The 21417-nt window shown below is 44.5% G+C and carries 16 protein-coding genes; 5 read left to right on the top strand and 11 right to left on the bottom strand.

Going from position 1 to position 21417, the window contains the following annotated elements; translation table 11 throughout:
- Positions 1–42 precede the first annotated feature (42 nt).
- Positions 43–1311: a cytosine deaminase gene (locus tag MHI14_RS15820; RefSeq protein ID WP_133384822.1), complete on the bottom strand. Its 1269-nt coding sequence runs from the start codon at positions 1309–1311 to the stop codon at positions 43–45.
- Complete coding sequence (codB, locus tag MHI14_RS15825) at positions 1280–2557, bottom strand: cytosine permease (protein WP_133384821.1); 1278 nt, start codon at positions 2555–2557, stop codon at positions 1280–1282. The genes MHI14_RS15820 and codB overlap by 32 nt, the downstream gene beginning before the upstream one ends.
- A gap of 611 nt (positions 2558–3168) precedes the next feature.
- On the opposite strand from codB, the gene MHI14_RS15830 reads away from it, so the two are divergent.
- Positions 3169–4011: an ABC transporter substrate-binding protein gene (locus MHI14_RS15830; protein WP_341130743.1), complete on the top strand. Its 843-nt coding sequence runs from the start codon at positions 3169–3171 to the stop codon at positions 4009–4011.
- Positions 4012–4185: 174 nt separating this feature from the next.
- Positions 4186–5904, top strand: a complete 1719-nt coding sequence (locus MHI14_RS15835; protein ID WP_341130744.1) for an AraC family transcriptional regulator — start codon at positions 4186–4188, stop codon at positions 5902–5904.
- A 42-nt stretch (positions 5905–5946) separates the two neighbouring features.
- On the opposite strand, the gene MHI14_RS15840 is transcribed toward MHI14_RS15835, so the two are convergent.
- The 3 genes from MHI14_RS15840 to MHI14_RS15850 form a co-directional block, all read right to left on the bottom strand.
- A complete protein-coding gene (locus MHI14_RS15840) occupies positions 5947–6597 on the bottom strand; it encodes a hypothetical protein (protein ID WP_341130745.1) in 651 nt (216 codons plus the stop codon).
- 192 nt (positions 6598–6789) lie between these two features.
- Positions 6790–7824, bottom strand: a complete 1035-nt coding sequence (locus MHI14_RS15845) for a ketopantoate reductase family protein (RefSeq protein WP_341130746.1) — start codon at positions 7822–7824, stop codon at positions 6790–6792.
- Between the two features lie 14 nt (positions 7825–7838).
- On the bottom strand, positions 7839–8585 hold the full coding sequence (locus tag MHI14_RS15850; RefSeq protein ID WP_341131711.1) for an acetoacetate decarboxylase: 747 nt from the start codon (positions 8583–8585) through the stop codon (positions 7839–7841).
- 152 nt (positions 8586–8737) lie between these two features.
- Between MHI14_RS15850 and MHI14_RS15855 the strand changes: the two genes are divergently transcribed.
- Positions 8738–9625 carry a LysR family transcriptional regulator gene (locus MHI14_RS15855; RefSeq protein WP_133384815.1) on the top strand — a complete coding sequence of 296 codons (888 nt, stop codon included), beginning with the start codon at positions 8738–8740 and terminating at the stop codon, positions 9623–9625.
- Between the two features lie 87 nt (positions 9626–9712).
- Here the strand turns inward: MHI14_RS15855 and MHI14_RS15860 are convergent, their stop codons facing one another.
- Positions 9713–11119, bottom strand: a complete 1407-nt coding sequence (locus MHI14_RS15860; protein WP_133384814.1) for a family 4 glycosyl hydrolase — start codon at positions 11117–11119, stop codon at positions 9713–9715.
- Between the two features lie 197 nt (positions 11120–11316).
- Here MHI14_RS15860 and MHI14_RS15865 point away from each other — a divergent pair, with 197 nt between their 5' ends.
- Positions 11317–12147 (top strand): AraC family transcriptional regulator, encoded by an 831-nt coding sequence (locus tag MHI14_RS15865; RefSeq protein WP_240768011.1) that lies wholly within the window; start codon positions 11317–11319, stop codon positions 12145–12147.
- A gap of 98 nt (positions 12148–12245) precedes the next feature.
- On the opposite strand, the gene MHI14_RS15870 is transcribed toward MHI14_RS15865, so the two are convergent.
- The 5 genes from MHI14_RS15870 to MHI14_RS15890 all read right to left on the bottom strand — a co-directional run bounded on the left by MHI14_RS15870 (position 12246) and on the right by MHI14_RS15890 (position 19159).
- Positions 12246–13370, bottom strand: a complete 1125-nt coding sequence (locus tag MHI14_RS15870; protein WP_240768010.1) for a phosphotransferase enzyme family protein — start codon at positions 13368–13370, stop codon at positions 12246–12248.
- Positions 13371–13542: 172 nt separating this feature from the next.
- Positions 13543–15009 carry a glycoside hydrolase family 1 protein gene (locus tag MHI14_RS15875; protein ID WP_091030355.1) on the bottom strand — a complete coding sequence of 489 codons (1467 nt, stop codon included), beginning with the start codon at positions 15007–15009 and terminating at the stop codon, positions 13543–13545.
- A 43-nt stretch (positions 15010–15052) separates the two neighbouring features.
- Positions 15053–16990 carry a beta-glucoside-specific PTS transporter subunit IIABC gene (locus tag MHI14_RS15880; RefSeq protein ID WP_341130747.1) on the bottom strand — a complete coding sequence of 646 codons (1938 nt, stop codon included), beginning with the start codon at positions 16988–16990 and terminating at the stop codon, positions 15053–15055.
- Between the two features lie 157 nt (positions 16991–17147).
- Positions 17148–17996 (bottom strand): BglG family transcription antiterminator LicT, encoded by an 849-nt coding sequence (gene licT / locus MHI14_RS15885; RefSeq protein ID WP_036615740.1) that lies wholly within the window; start codon positions 17994–17996, stop codon positions 17148–17150.
- A gap of 230 nt (positions 17997–18226) precedes the next feature.
- Positions 18227–19159 (bottom strand): ArsR/SmtB family transcription factor, encoded by a 933-nt coding sequence (locus MHI14_RS15890; RefSeq protein WP_133384811.1) that lies wholly within the window; start codon positions 19157–19159, stop codon positions 18227–18229.
- Between the two features lie 225 nt (positions 19160–19384).
- On the opposite strand from MHI14_RS15890, the gene arfA reads away from it, so the two are divergent.
- Positions 19385–20878, top strand: a complete 1494-nt coding sequence (arfA, locus tag MHI14_RS15895) for an arabinosylfuranosidase ArfA (protein ID WP_165980277.1) — start codon at positions 19385–19387, stop codon at positions 20876–20878.
- Positions 20879–21417 lie beyond the last annotated feature (539 nt).

Consider the following 21417-nt stretch of genomic DNA (forward strand, 5'->3'; position numbering starts at 1 on the left):
GCCGCTAAAATAGCGACTTTTAATGGGAGTATATTTTCTACATTATTTATTAAAAGTAACCTTTTCTGTTCCGCCTTCAAAAATGATGGATGTGTCTCGCGGCTTCGATTCCGCAACTTTACGGCCGCCTCTGTAGGAATAAAGTACGCTGGCTTGTTTGCGAACAGCCTCATATTCGTTCTCTGCTTCAAGTACGATGAAGTTAGCAGGTTTACCTTCTTCAATACCGTATACATCCTCAATGTGTAACGTTCTTGCGCTGTTTTTCGTAATGAGGTCAATTGAATTCACGATCTGGTCGTAACCAAGCAACTGCGAAGCATGAATCCCCATGTGCAGTACTTGCAGCATGTTGCCTGTACCGAGCGGATACCATGGATCGAAGATGTCATCGTGACCAAAGCACACATTCAGACCTGCTTCCTGCAACTCTTTGACACGCGTCAGCCCTCTTCTTTTTGGATACGTGTCGAAGCGTCCTTGCAGGTGAATGTTAACCAGCGGATTGGAGACAAAGTTCAGATCTGCCATCTTCAGCAAACGGAACAACTTGTACGTATAAGCGTCATTATATGACCCCATCGCGGTTGTATGACTTGCCGTTGTGCGTGAACCCAGTCCACGTTCATAAGCTTCCTTGGCTACAACTTCAACGAAACGGGATTGCTCGTCATCAATTTCATCGCAATGGATATCGATAAGACGATCGTATTTTTCAGCCAGATCAAACGCAACTTTCATTGAATCAACGCCATATTCCCGTGTGAATTCGAAGTGTGGAATGCCGCCGACCACGTCAACGCCCATTTTCAGTGACTCTTCCAGCAATTCTGCCCCGTTTGGATAAGAGTGAATGCCTTCCTGTGGAAAAGCAACAAGCTGGATGTCCATATATGGAGCCATTTCTTCTTTTACTTCAAGCATCGCTTTAACGGCGATCAAGCTTGGATCGGTAACGTCCACATGAGTCCGTACATGCTGGATACCTTGTGCCAACTGCCACTTGAGTGCTGTTTTGGAGCGTGTTTTGACATCTTCATGTGTCAAGAAAGCCTTGCGCTCTGACCAGCGTTGAATGCCTTCGAACAGCGTTCCGCTTAGATTCCATTCCGGCTCGCCTGCGGTGAGCGTTGTATCGAGATGAATATGCGGCTCAATGAACGGTGGCAGCACAAGCGATCCGTTGACATCCAGGACTTCCTCATTGTCGGTCACTTCCAGCGATTGTGTGATTCGCTCAAACTTCCCGTCTTTCACAACAATATTCCATAGTCCTTCTTTACCCCGCAATTTTGCGTTCTGTATAATCATTTATTTTCCCCATTTCTTTGGATTCTTTGGCTGGAACAATCAGCATCAAGACGATATAGGCTACTCCTGTACCAAGCAGTGCGTTCAATGGTGTTACGCCAGGAGCCAGTTGGGCGAATGCCACGCCGATGGCCCATGCGACCATCGCTACCCAGTTTACATTTTTGAATGACATGTCAGCAAATGGCTTATAGTTTCTACGTTTTACAATGAAGTAATCTGCGATAATAATAGCCCCGATGGATGGTACCGCCGCGCCCAGTACGTTTAGGAAACTGACGAAGTTGTTGTACATCCACATGGCGAATACGGTACCCACAATGCCGTTTACGATGACGAAAAATTTCTTTGAGATTTTGGTGATGTTCGCAAAACCAAGACCCGAAGCGTACAGTGCATTATCGTTGGTCGTCCAGATATTAAGCCCCAGAACGATGATTGCCGGGATGATCAATCCTTGCAGGAACATGACCTCCGAGATATCGGCCAGGTTATAGGCCATCGCACCAACTGCACCGAACAGAAACATGAGTGAGTTACCCAGGAAGAATGCAATCACTGTTGCGGTAACTGCCTGTTTCGATGTTCGGGAAAACCGGGCAAAATCGGGTGTCAGCGTTCCGCCGCTTATGAATGATCCAATACAGATCGTTAATGCCGCCGCCGCGGTAAGCGACTGAGTCGGCGTGTAATCAAGCAAGCCTTGCAGACCACCCAGCGAACCTGCACCTTCGAACATGGAGTAACCACCGAGAATGGCAATCGCAGGAACCGCGATATATCCGAGAATGACGAGTGACTTCATGCCGAAAATGGCTGATGCTGTCATGGCAAGTCCGAACACGATAATTAACAGGTACACGTTCCAGTCCATGGCTTTGGCGACCGGAATCGCGAACATGGCTACGCCTACTCCGAACCATCCGACCTGTGTGAAGCCTAGCAGGAACGAAGGTAGATACGACCCTTTTGCACCGAACGCATATTTAGCGAGCAAATGTGTGGACAGGCCCGTTTTGGCGGCGATATGTGCCAGTGCCCCTGTGTAGATACCGAGCACCAGATTACCTGCAAGTACGATGCCAATAAACTCCATGAACGTCAAGCTGACGCCCAACGTGCCTCCTGCCAGCATGCTTGCAGAGAAGAAAGTGAAACCGAGCATGACGGATAACGTCTTCCAAAAGTGGTTTCTTTGCGCTTTCGGCACAGCTTGCCATGAAAACTCTTGATCTTGTTTGCTCATCAGAATACCCCCAACATAAAGTGTATCTGATACCAAAAAAAGCAGAAAAAAGAGGCTACTCGTCAAGTTATATACACTGACAAGTAGCCTCTTTTTGCATCATAACCCGCGCGAAGACACAGAGCATCCCATGACGGAATAAGCCCTTGATTCTCGCGTGATTATGAAATCCGCTGCCCTTGCCAGCCTCTCTGGACTGAATTAAAGGTACCAGTATTCAATTACATACTATTATTTTGGAAAACTCTGCAGTTGTCAATGTCATTATTATCCAACGATTATTAATTCCTTATACAGCAAGCTGTTTTTGATCACGCATACTCCGATGACAGCACACCTGCGGATTGAAAATAATGCAACGAACAAATAGATGCACGCATTGACATTTGTACAAATAAATTCACTGCGTTTTTTTCATTGTAAGCCCCGGAAATGGCACCTATAATTACATGTAATTGATAATGGTTATCAATGAGAAAAAGAGAACTCAGGGGGAAACAATGATGAACAGTGCAATTAAGAAACACCTATTGATATGGGGAGCATGCTTTCTTCTTCTATTCGTCCTTGCAGCATGCAGCCGTTCGGAAAGCGCTCCTTCACAAGAACCTGTGAAGACCAACGAGCAAACGACAAAAAGTTATACAACCCAAACAGACGAAGTGATTGAAATACCCACTCAACCACAACGAGTTATCTATCTTGGTTCAACACTTGGAGATCTCCTTGCAATGGACATCCCCATCGTTGGAGCCAATCTGATTCATGCTTCAAAAAGCTATATTGTAGACCGATTAGAAGGTATTGAGGATGTCGGGAACCCTGGTGATTTGGAGGTAATAACGGCTTTGCAGCCTGACTTGATTTTGAATGGTTATAACCAAGATGCTGACCGGAACGCCGCTTTTTCAAAGATTGCGCCTACGATTCCGTTCAACTCGGCGTTACCATTTACAGAACGCGTACGCGAGCTTGGCAACATTTTTGGCAAACAGGATGAGGCAGAGCAATGGATCAGCAGATTTGATACAAAAGCGGAAGCGATGTGGGACAAGCTGAATGTGGCAGAGGGCGAGACAGCGACCATCTTCTTGCAGTTGGGTAAACAGCTTTATGTGATGGGGAATCGTTCCTTGGGTGTAGTCATGTATCGCGAGCACGGATTTGCAATTCCGCCAGCAATTCAGCAAAACATTATCGACAAGGACCTAACATTCGTCGAACTTTCGGAAGAACTAATGCCGGACTATGCAGGAGATCACCTCTTTGTCCTTACGCTGGATAATGACGAAAGCCGAGCTGAATCTGAGCGCTTGTTACAAAGCACTTTGTGGAAAACGTTGCCTGCCGTTCAGCAAGGACGTGTCTATACAGCATCTGCCGATTGGAATACCGACAACCTGCTGGCACTGGAGCAATTGCTTGATGAATTGCCAAAATGGATGAATCGATAATAACGCATTGATGATGGCGTCAAAATCCTCCAAACCCTTTGGGCTGTGGAGGATTTTTTGATTCTGTAAACTTATACTGCGTGTAATAAGGTCTGTAACGAAACATTCTCTAACGTGTAAAATGTGGTAAACTAGTGATTGAGAATTATTATCACTAGATCGGAGTGCTCCAGAATGCAAATGGCTTCCCTATACATCCAACTGCAGCAGCATGATCTGCTTCAGCTCACACCACTGCAGGAAACCAATCATCATAATCCATCAACCAAGAGCAAGGCTGCCAATGAATATACATTGCTTATTGCTCTGGATCATGGAATTCGGCTGTTAACAAACAACATCTCCCAAGATCTGAGCCAAGGCAGTTGTATTCTGCTCCCTACTCAGCAATCCTACATTCTCAAAACGAAAAAAGAGCAAACGCATGTAGCCCGGTTTGTCTTTCTTGCTTTTCAAGTGGATCAATCGAATCTGCTTCCGGCTTGCCCCCCTCTTATTCTGGGCTTTTCTTACAGGCTATCTCTTTCTACTATAAAACTTGCGTTGGCAGGCGAGGACTGGATCTCTCCTTCTCCTTTGCAATCCAACAAGAAAAATCGGTTGCAGGAGAAGAAATATCCCCCTACGCATCGATCAAAATTAGCAGTTACTCAGGCACGGCTGCAACTGATACTTGGCCTGATGGCTCAGCTTGAAAACGTCCCTCCGCCAGTACAAAATGATCAAGCGGTACAGCTTACACTCAGCTATATGGAGCAGCACTACAACGAAGATCTAACCGTAGAGTTCTTGGCCGAAATGGCCGGCATGGTTCGATGGCAATATAGCAATTTGTTTAAGGTGATGACTGGTAAGAAACCAACGGATTACCTGGCAGAGCTTAGAGTCCAGCATGCCAAAAAGCTACTGTCCAGTTCTACCGATACCTTGCGTGAGATATCCAGACAAGTCGGTTTTAAGGATGAGTATTATTTCAGTCGGCGTTTTCATCAGCTCACAGGACACCCTCCACGGGAATACGCGAATATACTAAGACGGACCAGGCAAAGAACGATAACCGATTCCCTCGGCAGGCAGATTTCCCTCCCCAATGAGGCTATGCGTATCGTGGCCACAGGTACCAATACCCTTGGAGAGTTGCTTGCTATAGGTATCCGTCCAGTCGGTGCGGGTATAACTACAATGAAATCACAAGTCATATATCGGAACAAACTGCTTCAGATCTCTGACATTGGACTGCAAGCCGCACCGGAACAAGTCTCCCTGCTGAAGCCTGATCTTATACTGTTAGGCAACTATAGTGAGCAGCAGTTACCTCGACTGGATGCCATTGCACCTACCATCGTTTATCACGAATCAACCAGCACTTTTGAGCGTCTTCGTTATATTGCGGATCTTTTCGATCGAAGCAGAACGGCTGAACAGTGGATTGACCGCTATGAGGAAAGTGTCAGGAGGATACGGCGACAATTGGCGGATGATTATATTGCAGGAGAACGAGCAACTGTCTATCTGGTGCTGGGTAAAAACATATATGTTATGGGACAGACGGGATTTGCCGCTACCGTGTATGAATCACTTGGCTTTCGACCCACTGAATCCGTAAATCAACTGATCATTAATGGCAGACCTTGGATACAAATTGATTACAATAAAATCACACAATACGGTGGAGACCGAAACTTCGTGATGGTACCTCAGGAGGAGATGAATGTAAATATACCTTCTCCGCTACAAAGTTTGGTTGGCATGTTGGCACCCAGTAAAGTACATATAGTAGAAGCTGGCTGGAACTACGATGATCCCCTTACCCGTGAGAGGTTATTGACGATTCTACCCTCTATTTTTGCTAAGGATGGACTCACACCTATGCTAGTAAATGAAAAAAAATAAACCGTGAAGCACGGTTTATTTTTTCAAAACATTTTCTCCATCTTACGATATGTGTCCAACAACCTCTGGTAATACTCTTTCGTATTCCTTATATAAAACATAACGATTAACACCTCTGGAAGAGTTAAGTGCTTCATGCGCGTGCTGAATAGCGGTATCACGGTTTTCTGCTTTGAGTTCAATACCCGCGAGCAATGTTGATCGCATCCACTGTTTTTTAATGGATTGAAGTCTTTCACGCGCATCTTCACTTTTCCCGTCTTCCAAGAGTAGAATGGTTTCGTAATATGTACGGTAGTCCGATAAGCCGATATGAGGTACAGCTTGCCGAATGGCAAACATATCCTTGCGATATAATCCGTAAGCTGCCTTGAACTGTGCTTGTGTTGTTCTTCGCTTATATTTCTGCATAATTTGCTCCATAACTAGTTCTACCTCATCATCAAGTCTGTTTGCAAGAACATAAATAATGTATGTCCCAGGTGTATTTTGCTGCTTGGATAAAAAGGACTCTAAACGATCTATACGCTTATCAAATACTAAAGGATAAAAAACATGCTTAATAAATGCGATAAGAATGGTAACGACTACAACCCCCACAATCAGAAATAGAGGATATTCGTTTATTTGCATAAACAAGACAAGCATCAATACAACCAAATAAAACCCGAATTCCCACCAAGAGTACCTCATAATGAATCTCCTTCTAATAGAAAAATAACCAGCAAGTCTATATTATATCAAATTTAATTCCCCTTTTTGTATAATCTTAGGAAACAAAAATCACGAAGAATATTCTATCTGTCGCAAAATCAAGCCTGACTAGATTTACTGATACAACAAAAAAGCCGCTGTATTATCGACTTTCAGTTGAAATAATTGAATTTATTTTTTTGCACGTAATAGTTCTTCAAAAGCTTTTATATTCGTGTCAAAATCAGGAACGGTTTGAGTTTCTTCAGCAGATTTGACCAGTTTTACAACCAAATCATTATAAGGCGTCGCAATTCCGGTGCCTTCTGCTCTGCTTGAAACAACCCCGTTAATATAATCAATTTCCGTTTTGCGGTTCTTCTCCAGATCTTGAAGCATACTTGCTTTGAGCAATCTGGAGGGCTCCATCCCGTAACGTAATGTTTTCACCCGTTCAGGGATATCTTCTTCGCTGTTCAGTTCGAGTGAACTGATGTCGAATCCATTCATTTTAACCAATGTGACCCCATTGGCACGAGCAACTTTAATCGTCTCGTCCGCAATGTGAGCTGCACTTACAATGCCGGCTTCATGATCGATGATCTCCCCATATTCACCATTTAATGCAGCAGACAAACCACTGAATGCATTGTTGATCAGCAATTTGGACCATTTGGTTCCAACCAGGTTATCGGAAATATGTGTTCCACCCACAAGATCCAACACCGATTTCACGCGTTGAATTCGTTCGGTGATTTCACCATTTAATTCGCCAATCTGAAAAGCATACTGTTTAAATTGAGTGTACTCGATTGTAAGACTTGATACACCTGGTCTAATAAACGTAGCGCCAAATTCAACGGAGCCTGCAATGACGCGTTTTTCACCAACAATAGACGCGACTTTTTCTTCCGGAATCCCGTTCTGCAAAGAACACACCATACTGTCTTCTTTCAAGAATGGAAGTAATTCCTGAAGAATGGAATCGTTGTAGAGTTGTTTGGTTAAAAGTAAAACGAGGTCATATTGTCCTGATTTCTGATCAGGAGTAATTGCTTTTACTTTGGCCTGAAACTCTGTGGTACCCGTCACTTTAGCACCCGCTTGATTCAAAGCATCTACATGTTCCTGATATGCATCAATTAACTCAACGTCCATTCCGCCATCCGCAAGGTATGCGCCTACGATGGTTCCCAAAGATCCTGCTCCTACAATTGCAATTCTCATTATATTTTTCCTCCTTATTTCTCTTCCAGGTAGTTGTATACAGGTTGTGCAGCGTTTAAGGTTAAGTTGGTAAGAATATGAGAAGCGGACACAACTTCCAACACAGGCAGATCTGCAAGAGGTGCCAATGCATGTTCGAACAATTGAAGCCGGGCAGGTCCTGTCCAAGCTTCTTTCACTTCGATGTCCGTAATTTGAGTACGGGTCAGATCACATATTCTTAAATTCCCGGTATAGTCCGTAGCAATCTTAATCATAAAATTAGGTCGGCATATTTCACGTTTGGCGATATCCTTATCCATCTCCACGTGTTTATAGCCCATCGTAGCCGTGGCTACACGCAGTGTTCCATAATCAAGTGTGCCAACAAGTGTATCTGAATCGGTATACAACTTGGGTGCACCCAGCTTTTTCGGATAGGCGGTGAGCTCTCGACCACTGGCTATTGCGGGGAAATTGTCTACGTACATCGAATGCACATAATCGCCTTCCTCCCCATTGAATTGCACAGGGATAACTTGTCCAGCTTCGGTATAGGCACCCAATCCAGAAACATCCGGCATCCACATCACTTCGAATTTAACCAAAGGTTCCGTAATTTCCAGTGGTTCTGGTACGGCTGCCCGCAACGCTTTTTCATCGGTTCGGTAAATAATATTCAAGTATTCACGATTCACGAATTTGTACGGTGGCATCGGGTATGCCGGTGCCGTTAGTGGTGTATTCAGATTTTTAGTTATGTTATTCACATCGATTTTCATCAAAGACACCTACCTCATAAATTTAGTTAAGTTTTGTTATATAAAAATTTGATCTGTATCTCATAAAAAAATTCTACATCAATATTTAAATTTAATATAATACATAATAAGTACTATATATATTTATCAGAATAAATAAGGAGTGCGCTTGAATGGAATTGCTTCAACTCAAATACTTTCAGACCGTTGCCTATACTGAACATATCTCCAAGGCAGCTGCACAATTGAATATCGCTCAACCTTCCCTAAGCTTGACGATTAAAAGACTTGAGGATGAACTGGCTACCCCCCTATTTCATAGGAGAGGACGAAACATTCAATTGAATTCCTCAGGTGAGATTTTATTGAAGCATGTAAACCGGATTTTTATTGAAATTGAAAATGCAGAGATGGAGATTAAAGCGGAGGAACAGCAAATATCCAATACAATCAAGATCTCAATTACGAATACCCGATTTCTCACTGGCCTCATTAGTGACTATATTAACGCTTCCCCCGAAACCAAGCTTCATCAGGGTATTGGAACCCGCAGTGAAATTATTACAGGTTTGAAGAAAGGGGACACGCATCTGGGGATTACGGGGCATCCGATTCAGGATGAGGAGATTGAGAGTGTTGTCCTGGTTGAGGAGGATATTGTTCTGGTTGTGCCCACGGACCATGCATACGGTGGAAAGACAAGCATTTCATTAAGTGTTGTTGCAAATGATCCCTTTATTTCCCTTGCCGATAATAAGGAGTACAGCCGATTTACCACCATGCTCTGTGAAAAAGCAGGCTTCCTCCCCAATCATGCATTTGAGGTCGATTCTCATACGCTGCTTGAAATTATCAGCCTTAATCAGGGTGTTGCATTAATTCCGATCTCCGTATGTAGAACACTAGGGTTACGTTATGTAAAAATTGCAGATGATTCAGCTATATATCCCATTAGCCTATCCTGGGTCAAACAAAAATGGTTATCTCCTGCTGTAAGAGAATTTCGTAATTTTATTACTTCGTATTATGAAGACCATGCTGGCTTGTTTAAAGTGGAATAGGATTTCTTTATACATGACAAACGATAAAAACAAAGACCAGGTTAGTTCCTTGGAAGGAACCGACATGGTCTTTTGTCGTTATCGTTCTTAGCTATACTGCAGTCTATCCTTGTACCAAACGTCCGGAATCATCTTACGCTCCAGTTCCAACAATTCATGGATGATCTTGTCCGCGTCACTGATGGAACTTACCAGCGGGTCGGTGAGCATCGCCCTTCTCAGCTTCTCGTAGCTCTGTTCCAGAACAGCTTCAACCGTAAGCTCATGCGTATCCAGTACAAGTTCTTGCATACCTCTAATTCCGCGAGGCATCTCGCCTACATGGAGTGGCTTCACTCCATCCATATCTACATCGCACAGTAGTTCCAGGAACGAATCGTTATTCATATTGGTTACAGCGCCTTGATTGAGCGTATTGATAAAGAACTTTTTGCCCAAATTCCCCACCATATTTTCGATGATATCTGTCGCATGATCCGGTCCGAAGGTGCTCATGTAATTGGCAATCGGGATGTTTCCTGTAAGGAAGTCATCGACTTGCTGCCACATTTCATCGTGACGCTCATATCTGTCCTCTGTCTCCCAGATCGATAATGGCGGGATGGTGTCCGCAGTTTTGCCAAGACCCTGCCAATACCGAACGTATTCCTTCGTATGCGCCGTACAAGTGGGAATGATTCCAAAAATATCATACAGTTCATAGGTGATCGCATCGTTAAAAAGAGCTTTTGCGCCGCGATCACCGCCGTTATTCTCGTCACCTGCCATCTTGCGCATGGCTTCTGCGATCGTGGGCATCACATTTTTTCCTTCATACTCGGCTTTGAGCAGCCAAGTGAAATGATTGACACCCGCGATTCGAAAATCGAATTTCTGGTTGATCTCCTCAGTGAACTGGCTATTGTCTCCAATGATACCCGCTCTTACGGCGTAATAGGCTTTCTTATGCGGCATATGATGACTATCGCACAGCGCAAACGATTTAAGCTTCGGAGCATATCGATGTAATGCGATGCCATGAACGGTAGACGGGTTAATATAATTGATCACCCAAGCATCCGGACACAACTCCTCAATGTCTGTGGCGCATTCCATAATAACCGGCAGTTCCCGCATCGCGCGAAAGATTCCGCCCGGGCCAATCGTATCGCCAGAACACATGCGAATCCCATACTTTAGAGAAACCTGGCAGTCGATGCCCCGATATTTCACCGATTCTTCCGCAAAGCTGAGCACAACGAAGTCGGCTCCCGGAAGCACCTGTCTTCGGTCCACTGAACCCTCAATCTTTAGGGAGACGTTGTTCTCCTTGGCGACCATTTCCGCTAGTTTTACCATTTTCGAGAGCCGTTCCTCGTCCGTATCCACCAAACCCAACGTTCCCTGATTCAAATATGGGGAGTGTACCATCTGCCAGATGGACTGCCGACCAAAAAACAGGCTGCCCGCCCCAATAACAACTACCTTTGGATGCTGTGTACTTGTAGCATTCATCAATAACCCCTCCTCGTAACGATATAAATTCATTATAGGTGAGTGGGCTGGAATCGGAATGTGTGATAGTTTTCAATACATGTCATATCGTACGGTAGTTAACAAGAGATAATTCCTTTGATATGATAGTGAAAAATAAAGGATGTCATAAAGTAGAGAGGAATGAGTTGGGTTAGATGCATGCCGGAACTGTAAATATGAGTGTAATCGACGAACTTTCAGAGTATATCACACTTCGCATGAGCTCTTATTTGGAACAAACGCACGACAGTAATTGGACAGAGCACAAGTCTCATTCCGATTATGATCTGTGGTTCATTACAGCAGGCTCCGTCCAGATTACCATCGATGAAATCGAGCATATGGCAGAACCGGGTGACGTGGTGTTTTTTTATCCGGATATGCCCTATATGGCTTCCACGACCGGAGAGTTTTGCCGATTCGTTTACATGCACTTTGATTTCAGCATCGCTGAGCAAAAAAGAATTCTCGGCGAGTTTCAGCTCCCGGGCATTGTACCTGGTAATCTGATTCGAGAGGAATCAACGCTGTTCACCTCGTCCTATCGAAGATTCAAGCAGAGCAGCGGCGCTTCCGCCAGTCCACTTTACTTGAAAGCCTCTCTGCTTCTCGTCATCGCCAAAATTTTGGAATTACACGGGCAAGGCTTATATCACGGTGAGTTTCTGAAAGACCGGAAACTGAGGAAAATCGAAGGAAGTCTGGAGGTTCTACAGAATGTGTTCTCATACGTGGATGAGAATCTGCATCGTGCCATCCGAGTTAACGAACTTGCAGATATTGCCGGCGTCTCTGAGAAATATTTTATTTCTTTGTTCAAAAAAATTCTCGGTATAACACCTGGGCAGTATATCAATCAGATCAAAATGAACCGGGCCAGAGACTATCTGTACGAGAAAAAATATACGATCCAGCAAATTGCCGGATTTCTGGGTTATCCCGATCCCTTTACGTTCTCCAAAGCATTCAAAAAATTCTACAACGTGCCTCCTTCCAAATTTGAATAACATGCCGCAGTCAAACAAAGAGGCAACCGGTCGATCCGGCTGCCTCCATACTTGATGAATCATTGGTTATTCAGGGTTTAGTTTACGTACAGGTCCCTTCAGCGTCCCTCATACTCAAAAGGAGCTTCAGTGGAATACATCTCATGGAAAAATCCTTTATACGGTATATCCTCTTCCAGACATTTAATGAGATACAACAGTGCTTCGTCAGCTTCCGGTTCTTCGCCAGCACGCTGCATTTCCTCAAATTGACCTAGAATATTCTCCAAGAGAGTAACTTGAATAAATAAAGGCAGCTTCTCCAACATCGAATCTTCGATCTTGGTCTCGGAAGTATATCCAGCGAGGGCATTTTGAAAATAGTCATCCATGAACTGTCTGCGTTTATCCGCATCCGGCTCAAATTGAACCCAGCCGACTCCGTGTGTCCATAGATCGGCCAGATCATACATATACCAACCAAAGCATGAATTATCAAAATCATACACGGTGATCTGACCGGTATCAAAATCGATCGAGTAATTTCCATCGTTATAATCAAAATGGATCATGCCAAATGTCTCTTGGTTTGTATCCAAACCTTGTAAGGTATTCAGGAGCTCAACCATCTTCTCCTTAAGCAGAGGGAATGATTCAGGTACCAGGTTATCGATATATTCACCGCTGTAATTGTCAATCAAATGATGCCGGCGATGAACGGGAGTGTACCCTTTCGATAGCTGATGCATTTTCCCCAGAACTTTACCGCTATTATAATAGTATTCGGTAAGTGGGACCCCTTCACGATACTGATAATGGTTCTCTACCAGCAACTTTCCCTTGGCCTTCACAAACATACAGACAAAGAATGTATGCTCATCATAAGTGATCTCTTCTAACAAAAAGCCCTTTTTCGAGCTAACTACATTCGAGACACTTGCACCGTGCTCAAAGAGATACCGGACATACTCCAGTTCGGCAATGTAATCTTCCCGCTTTCTGTCAGGCAAAAAAGACACCCGTAGAATTAGCGATTCACGCCCCTCTTGCTCGCATGTGTAAACGACATTACGTCCACCCTCATGAGGCGGAATAAGCTGAATATTGTAACCCTCCAGGTCAAACAACTCGGATACCAATGCCAGTACATGCGTATTGCTGATGATAACAGCTTCGTTAAAATTAATAATAATCTCCTCCAGTAAACATTGTTTGGACGGTTTCCCGCACTGCAATGTCCACAAAAGGAATCTCTGTAACGCAAATATCCTTTTGTGAACCTAAAGCATAATCACCTTGTTAGACATTGAATTCACTCCTCTTGTTTGAATAAAACAATTTTACATAATTATCCCTTATTTGACTAGTACAAAATAAAGACCGCCCATATGGGCGGCGTGTAAAATTTTTTTATAATTACAGCGTTTCTCCGTTTGTTTCAATAACTTGTTTGTACCAGTGGAAGGAGTCTTTGCGAGTTCTTTCAAGCGAACCTTTGCCAGCATTGTCTTGATCTACATATATGAAACCATAACGTTTGCCCATTTCAGAAGTCGAGCAGCTAATGATATCGATAGGCCCCCAGCTAGTGAAACCCATCAATTCCACGCCGTCCGCGACAGCTTCTTTCATCTGCTCAATGTGGCTACGCAAGTAATTGATGCGATAAGGGTCATGGACTGCCCCGTCCTCTTCCGGTGTGTCGATAGCACCCAGCCCGTTCTCAACGATGAAGAGCGGCATACGGTAACGATCATACAATCGGTTCAGGGCGACGCGAAGACCAATCGGATCAATAGGCCATCCCCATTCGGTAGCTTTCAGATGAGGGTTTTTGATCTGACTTACCAGCATACCAGAGTTGCTGTTGTCATTGGGGTCATATTTTCCGATATACGTCATGTAATAACTGAAAGCAATAAAGTCCACGGTATTATCCCGAATAATGGCATCGTCGTTAGGAGCTTTAACCAGTTCAATGCCGTTTTCCTCAAAATATCTTTGCATATAGGATGGGTATTCGCCTCGTGCCTGCACCTCTGGGTAGAACAGGTTCATCTGATCTTCCTTCATCGTCTGCAACACATCTTCCGGTTTGCTAGAAGCAGCATACGTTTCCAGACGGCAGATCATGCAACCAATCTGAGCATTTGGCATCTTCTCTTTACCACTTTTGACAGCCAGTGAGCTTGCTACAAATTGATGATGAGTTGCCTGATAGGCTACTTGCTCTGGTGTACCCTTAATTTTATCTTCCAGAATGCCGCCGCCAGTATACAGACTTGTCAGCATCATATTCATTTCATTGAAGGTAATCCAGTATTTCACTTTGTCTTTGTAACGGTCAAACAGCGTATTGGCAAATTTCAGATACAGATCGATCATCTCGCGGCTTTCCCAGCCGTTGTACTTGCGGGTTAACTCTACGGGCATCTCGTAGTGAGAGATCGTTACAAGCGGCTCAATGCCGTATTTCAAGAGTTCGTCAAGCACGTTATCATAGAAGGCAAGACCAGCTTCATTGGGAACGGCTTCTTCTCCTGTAGGGAAGATCCGTGTCCAGGCGATCGAAAGACGAAACACTTTGAAGCCCATCTCCGCAAACAAGGCAATGTCTTCTTTGTAGCGGTGGTAGAAATCCACGCCGTTCCGTTTCGGGAAATATACGTTGGTGTTACCGCTCAGATATTCTTCTAATTGAACAGAATCCACGTCGAAGGTGAAATCCTTGCCATTGCGCTCCTCATGAGGAACGAATGGAGCCATGTCTGAGGTAGAGAGTCCTTTGCCGTCTGCGTCATATGCACCTTCCAGCTGATTGGCAGCGGTAGCTCCGCCCCATAAAAATCCTTTAGGAAATGAGTGTTTAATTGTTTTTGTCATGTTGTTTCTCTCCTTTTTTTTGTAAATGGTATTCATGAAGCTGTTAACGAACGGTGAGGAGAAGCAATTCATTCATTGGAATCACCCCCTTCACCTGAACAGGTACTACATCGAGGTAATCCGGCGTATTGGTTACGATGACTGGTGTCACAAGGTCAATACCCGCACCCTGAATGCCATCCATATCAAATTCCAGAAGTAAATCACCCTTCTTCACTTCTTGTCCGGCAACAACCTTCACGTCAAAAAATTTCCCTTTGAGCGATACACTGTTTAGTCCAACATGAATGAGAATGTCAATTCCACTGGATGAGGTCAGCATAATCGCATGTTTACTTTTGGCAACCAACGTGACGGTTCCGTCAAAAGGAGCTGTAACACGTCCATCCTGCGGACGAATTGCAATACCTTTCCCGGTCATTTCCTCAGCAAACGTTTGATCCGGAAGCTCTGAGAGCGGCACCAATTCACCAGTGAGCGGGCTGAACACCTCCCCCTTCTTTTCCTCGATGGAATGTACTGTGACAGGTGTCACCGTTTCTTGAGAAAAGGCAGTAGTTGTATTCAGTTCCTGTTCGGTTAATGTTTGTGCTGAGTCGGACATGGCGGAATTGCGTGTATTTGGCTCTTCCCACTTGAGCAGCAAAGTCACTACGAAAGAAACGCTAAAGCTGATGCCAATTCCGATTAATGCATACCAGAAATTAGACATGCCACCATTCGGGCCAATATATAACGGAAGTGAAAGCAATCCTGGTACAGCAAAACCGAAGCATTTCAGACCCACTGCGGTAATAAAGCCACCTCCTGCTGCCCCACCAATGAGTGAAGCGTAAAACGGTTTTTTCAGCTTCAAGGTGACACCATACAGTGCGGGTTCAGTAATACCAAGCAAGGCTGATATGCCACTGGATAAAGCAATGGATTTCATTTTTTTATCTTTGGTCTTGAGGAAAACAGCCGTGACTGCACCAGCCTGACTCATATTGGTTATCAGGTTGATCGGTAGCAAAAGCACGTCATATCCAAGTTTGCTCAGATTCTGCAATGTGCCTGGGAAGAACGCATAATGCATACCCGTCATAACAATCAGAGGCATGAGGCCGCCGAGAATAATGCCGGTTAACGGACCTGAATGGGCAAAGAGCCAGGAAGTACCCATTTCCAGATAGATGCCCATGTAATTCCCTAGGGGGCCAATCGCAATTAATAGAATTGGCACCGTGATGACTAGCACAATCATCGAGGTAAAGATGACTTTGACAGGACCGGGAATAAAACGATCGACCCAGCGATGTACATAACTCAGAAGCCACACACCCAGAATAATGGGAATAACGGACTGGGTATAATTCACAATGGACACGGGCAGCGAGAGAAAACGAATTGGTTCAAGCTGGTTTGCCAGATACGCATTCAGAATCGTTGGATACAATAAAGTACCTGCAAGCGTCAGGGCGATATATTCATTCACTTTGAACTTGCGGGCAGATGATAGAGCCAGAAGGAAAGGCAAGAAATAAAAGGCCGCATTAGCGATTGAGGACAGAACTTGATACTCACCGCTTTTCTCCTGTATCGCGCCAAGTGTAACGAGCAGTGCCAGAATCCCCTTTAACATCCCGGTACCTACGATGGCAGGCAGAATCGGAGTAAAAATGCCGGAGATTGTATCCAAAACAGCATTAATCCCTTTAGAGCGCGGCGCGTCTGTTTCAGGCTTTGATATGCCACTATGCTTCATCTGATCCTCGATCTGCTCATATACGGCTGCAACCTGGTTACCAATTACCACTTGAAACTGATCGTTCTGAAACTGTGCACCGAGCACGCCATCGAGTGCTTTGATCTGTTCCAATTGAACTTTGTTTTGCTCTCGAACATTGAAGCGAAGTCGTGTGATACAATGCCAAGCTTGCGTAATATTTTCCTGTCCGCCCGTTAATCGAATAATTTCTTTGGACAACTCCCGGTGATTCATGATGCTTCCTCCTTTTTTGGCGAAAAAAAACCAAATGTATTACCGGCCCGCCGCAGATGCGGAGTCGGAAACATTTGGTGGTGCCTGATCGAATCAGTAACACTCCATATTCAATTCATATTGATGATGGTATAACTTCAAACAGGTTGTATTGAGATTAATCCATATCGGTACGGGATGTCACTCTCTCGATGTGTATCATGAGATATACCATCTCATCGGGAGTAATCACGAATCCGCGTTGCCTCTCCATCGCCTCCTTTATTTTGAGTGCGCATTGGAAGCTGATAGGATATCGCTCCGACAATACATCATATAGAAATTGCTGATCTTTAAAAGAGAGCACTTCCCGGTTCAACTGACGTACAATGAAGTATCTCAGATGGGTGATGAACCTGGAAAAATCAGCAGATTCCTGATTCAGTACCATTCCGAAATGTTCCGTCATGATCCCTATAATGTCGTTAATCATCTGTGTAATTTTAATTGTTTGGTTCATGCTGCCCGAGTCGAATTGAGAGTTCACGAAATGAAGGGCAATAGAGCTTGATTCACCAGATGGCAGTGAGACCAGAAAAGCTTCATTGATTTTTTGAACTGCCCATTCTCCGGCACGGTATTCGGCAGGATATAGATGGCGAATGTCCCAGTGAAGCGGATTTTGCACATCCACGCCTTTTTTGAAACGATCCAGCGCAAAATGAATATGGTCCGCCAGTGTTAACAGGATCGAGTCATTCAGCTTTTTTCCAATCAGCGTCTTGCCTTCTTCAATAATCTGATCCGTAATGTCGATGACTTGCAGAGGGATATCGCTGAGAAATTGCTCGACTCGCTGATATTTGTCATTCGAGCCGATTCTGAACATTTTCTGGATCTGGCTCTGCTCAATCGGCTGTCCTTTCACTTTTTTGAAGCCAACACCCGTTCCGATGACAATGACTTCGCAACCTTCCGTGTCTTCCGCCAGGGCGATGTTATTGTTTAACGATTTTTTGAACCTCATGATGTTCTCACCCCCAATATACAAAAAGCACCACCATGATCCAGAACACAAGTCAAACAAACTTGTGAAATCCAGATTGTGGTGGTGCCTGATCGAATCAGTGACACTCCTTATTTAGCTGTATTCTATACCAGCCATGTAATCGTTGTCAATACCATTACTCTGGAATTGTTATGCACTTCGTTCATATGGAGATTACCTCTATATAAACTAACATGAAATCGCATATCCTATTCATCCGAAGTTTGGTTTTCCTGAGCATTATAATAGTACCGAATCAGGATATCCTGATCATAGTTGCCAAAACCTTTGCCAAACAGGGTAAGCCCACCTCGGCCAGCTACTCCCTCTTCCGGCTTCAATCCAAACGTCCAGTAGGTGGAAGAATCCAGTTGCAGATCATGGATACGCACATCCGAGATGCGCTGGCCATCCATAAACGTCCCTTCTCCGTTAATGCGCAGTACTTTCAGTACACCATACTGGTTGACGTCCAATTTCCACCATAGCGGTGTATGCTTGCCTTTCCGATCCCCAAAGTCCCCTGGGCTTGTCCATGTTCCCAAGTGATTGCCATTAAGTGAGAAGCGAATGTCGGAAGGCCAGTTTTCATTGACTTGGGGTGCTTCCGAACTGAGTTCGAGTGAAATTTCAATTTCCTGGAGATGCTGTTCTGTATTGAGATAATTGGGAATCTTATATTCCAGAAAACCTCGTGCCATCCAAAGGATTCCCGCGTTCACCCGATCCGGATCCATGAAGCAGGCTGGTGTGTCATATTGTCCAATCATTTGCGTTGTTGTTGCAATGCCACAGGTGGGCCAAGCTTCGTAATCCGTATACTGACCAACCGGAATAGAGACTTCATGGTAAGGAGCATCTACTGGGTCAGGAGAAAGATTGATAGTCATAAATTCTTGCAGAATAAAGCAGTATTTATACGTTCCACCGTTCTCGCGCTTCATGCGGCTGCCTACGATGCCCGCTTTCTGCAATTTGCTTACATGTGTACTAACGATGGCTTTGCTCAGGTACAGCTCTTTGGCAAGCGCATTAATATGCATCTCCCTGTTTTGCAATAATAAACGAACGATATTTAAACGGGCCTCGCTGGCGAGCGCCTCATATATGATCAAGGACGGGGCATCCGTGCCAAGCATCATGACCTTCACTTCCTTATCTCTATAGAATTCAATATATTATTGATTTAGGATTCGTTTTTTAGCGAACCCTGCGAAATGAACTTGCTCAATATAATAGCATTATGATACACATTAGATAATAAATCAATCCGTTGATTTTGCTTTTATGCGAACTCATCTCGAAATAAAGTTTATTACACACCTAAAATTAATTCTATGGAGGTTTTCCCATTGCTTACATCCAAAATGCTTATTGATAAAGACTTTCAGATTGCTGAAGTAGATCCACGTGTCTATGGTTCATTTATAGAACATCTGGGACGGGCCGTATACGGCGGTATTTATGATCCAGGTCATCCCACGGCAGATGCTCAAGGTTTCCGTCAGGACGCCATTGAAGCGATCAAGGCTCTGAACGTACCCATCGTTCGGTATCCGGGCGGCAATTTCGTATCCGGTTACAATTGGGAGGACGGCGTCGGTCCGGTAGCGGAGCGTAAACGCAGACTTGAACTGGCATGGTGGACGATTGAAACAAATGCGGTAGGAACAAACGAATTTGCAGATTGGGCCAAACTGGTTGGAACCGAAGTCATGATGGCTGTAAATCTGGGTACTCGCGGCATTGATGCGGCCAGAAACCTGGTCGAATACACCAACCACCCATCTGGCACATACTGGAGTGATCTGCGTATTTCTCATGGTTACAAGGAGCCGCATAAATTCAAAACGTGGTGTCTAGGCAACGAAATGGATGGCCCTTGGCAGATTGGTGCGATGACCGCACATGAATATGGACGTATTGCCAATGAGACCGCTAAAGCGATGAAATGGGTAGACCCGGATATCGAGCTTGTGGCCTGCGGCAGTTCCAGCCGTGACATGAGTACATTTGCAGATTGGGAAGCAACCGTGCTGGATCTCACCTATGAAAATGTGGACTACTTGTCCCTGCATCAGTATTACAACAACAACAAAGACAACACGTATGACTTCCTGGCGACATCGCTGGATTTGGATCAATTTATTGATAGTGTTGCTTCGATCTGTGATTTTGTACAAGCCAAAAAACGCAGTAAGAAAAAATTGATGCTGTCCCTGGATGAATGGAATGTCTGGAAATCCATTGGCACAAGCCGTATGGAAGAACGCTGGCAGATTGCTCCTCCTGAATTTGAAGATGTATACACGCATGAAGATGCACTAGCCGTGGGCTGTTATCTGATTACCATACTCAAGCACGCCGACCGTGTAAAAATGGCTTGCCTTGCTCAGTTGATTAACACCATTGCACCAATCATGACCGAGAACAACGGAGCGATCTGGTTCCAGACGACCTATTTCCCGTTCATGCATGCATCCAACTTCGGACGTGGTACGGTGTTGCGATCCATCACAACTTCACCTAAATATGATTCCAAAGACTTTACAGATGTGCCTTATCTCGAAGCAATCAGTGTGCATGATGAAGAGAACGGCACAATCACAATCTTTGCGGTGAATAGACATCTGGATGAGCAAATGGAACTGAATGTGGACCTGCGTTCCTTCGGAGAAACGACATTTGTGGAGCATATCGTACTGGAGAACAACGACTTGAAAGCCACTAATACCAAAGAAAACCCACGTAACGTTGTTCCTCACAACGGCGGATATACAACGGTTGACCAGGGTAAAGTGCAAGCAGTCTTGAACAAAGCATCATGGAACGTGATTCGCCTCAAAACCAAACAGGCATAAAGGCTTAATAACATCGGAATAGAATCGGTTTCCACTCTGCAATACAGCATTTCTTTTCGCACCGCGTGCAGCTCCCTGCGCGCGGTGCTTTTTGCTGCATGAGGGTAGTCGGCCCAACTACATAGTTGCAAAGTTAGACGTTTGGCGCGTATTGGAAACCTCAGTTTTTATTCCTCGCAACGAACGAATTTAACGAAAACAGGAGAAGCTATGCTGCAGAATCAGCCCCTTTTTCACACTATATCTTACATTTTGCAGCGAATAGGGTTTGTCATGTTCGTTAGAATTTTAATGGCATGATATTGACCCGAATAAGGTTTCTGAGGTTCGTTAGCACTGAGCAAGCATGCGAAATCGAGCTGGTTCGAACCTCATATACAGCATAAGGAAATAAGCCACCCTCCGTTTGCCGTACGGAGAGCAGCTTGCAGTTAAGCATCTAGCGAAGAAGCTGAAACAGAACAGAGAAGAAGATAAGGAACAGAACAGAAAGAGATCAGATCACCCATTACACTAGCAATCCTTCCTTCCCAAATGCA

Origin of the sequence: Paenibacillus sp. FSL K6-2393 (genome assembly GCF_038002545.1) — a bacterium.
In the GTDB taxonomy this organism is placed as follows: Bacteria; Bacillota; Bacilli; order Paenibacillales; family Paenibacillaceae; genus Paenibacillus.

Excerpts from the sequence above, each read along its gene's own strand:
- MHI14_RS15850 (WP_341131711.1), bottom strand. The coding sequence starts at position 8,585 with ATGAAAATCGATGTGAATAACATAACTAAAAATCTGAATACACCACTA.
- MHI14_RS15865 (WP_240768011.1), top strand. The coding sequence starts at position 11,317 with ATGAGTGTAATCGACGAACTTTCAGAGTATATCACACTTCGCATGAGC.
- MHI14_RS15840 (WP_341130745.1), bottom strand. The coding sequence starts at position 6,597 with ATGAGGTACTCTTGGTGGGAATTCGGGTTTTATTTGGTTGTATTGATG.
- MHI14_RS15860 (WP_133384814.1), bottom strand. The coding sequence starts at position 11,119 with ATGAATGCTACAAGTACACAGCATCCAAAGGTAGTTGTTATTGGGGCG.
- MHI14_RS15855 (WP_133384815.1), top strand. The coding sequence starts at position 8,738 with ATGGAATTGCTTCAACTCAAATACTTTCAGACCGTTGCCTATACTGAA.
- codB (WP_133384821.1), bottom strand. The coding sequence starts at position 2,557 with ATGAGCAAACAAGATCAAGAGTTTTCATGGCAAGCTGTGCCGAAAGCG.
- MHI14_RS15880 (WP_341130747.1), bottom strand. The coding sequence starts at position 16,990 with ATGAATCACCGGGAGTTGTCCAAAGAAATTATTCGATTAACGGGCGGA.
- MHI14_RS15875 (WP_091030355.1), bottom strand. The coding sequence starts at position 15,009 with ATGACAAAAACAATTAAACACTCATTTCCTAAAGGATTTTTATGGGGC.
- MHI14_RS15845 (WP_341130746.1), bottom strand. The coding sequence starts at position 7,824 with ATGAGAATTGCAATTGTAGGAGCAGGATCTTTGGGAACCATCGTAGGC.
- MHI14_RS15890 (WP_133384811.1), bottom strand. The coding sequence starts at position 19,159 with ATGATGCTTGGCACGGATGCCCCGTCCTTGATCATATATGAGGCGCTC.
- arfA (WP_165980277.1), top strand. The coding sequence starts at position 19,385 with ATGCTTATTGATAAAGACTTTCAGATTGCTGAAGTAGATCCACGTGTC.
- MHI14_RS15835 (WP_341130744.1), top strand. The coding sequence starts at position 4,186 with ATGCAAATGGCTTCCCTATACATCCAACTGCAGCAGCATGATCTGCTT.
- MHI14_RS15820 (WP_133384822.1), bottom strand. The coding sequence starts at position 1,311 with ATGATTATACAGAACGCAAAATTGCGGGGTAAAGAAGGACTATGGAAT.
- licT (WP_036615740.1), bottom strand. The coding sequence starts at position 17,996 with ATGAGGTTCAAAAAATCGTTAAACAATAACATCGCCCTGGCGGAAGAC.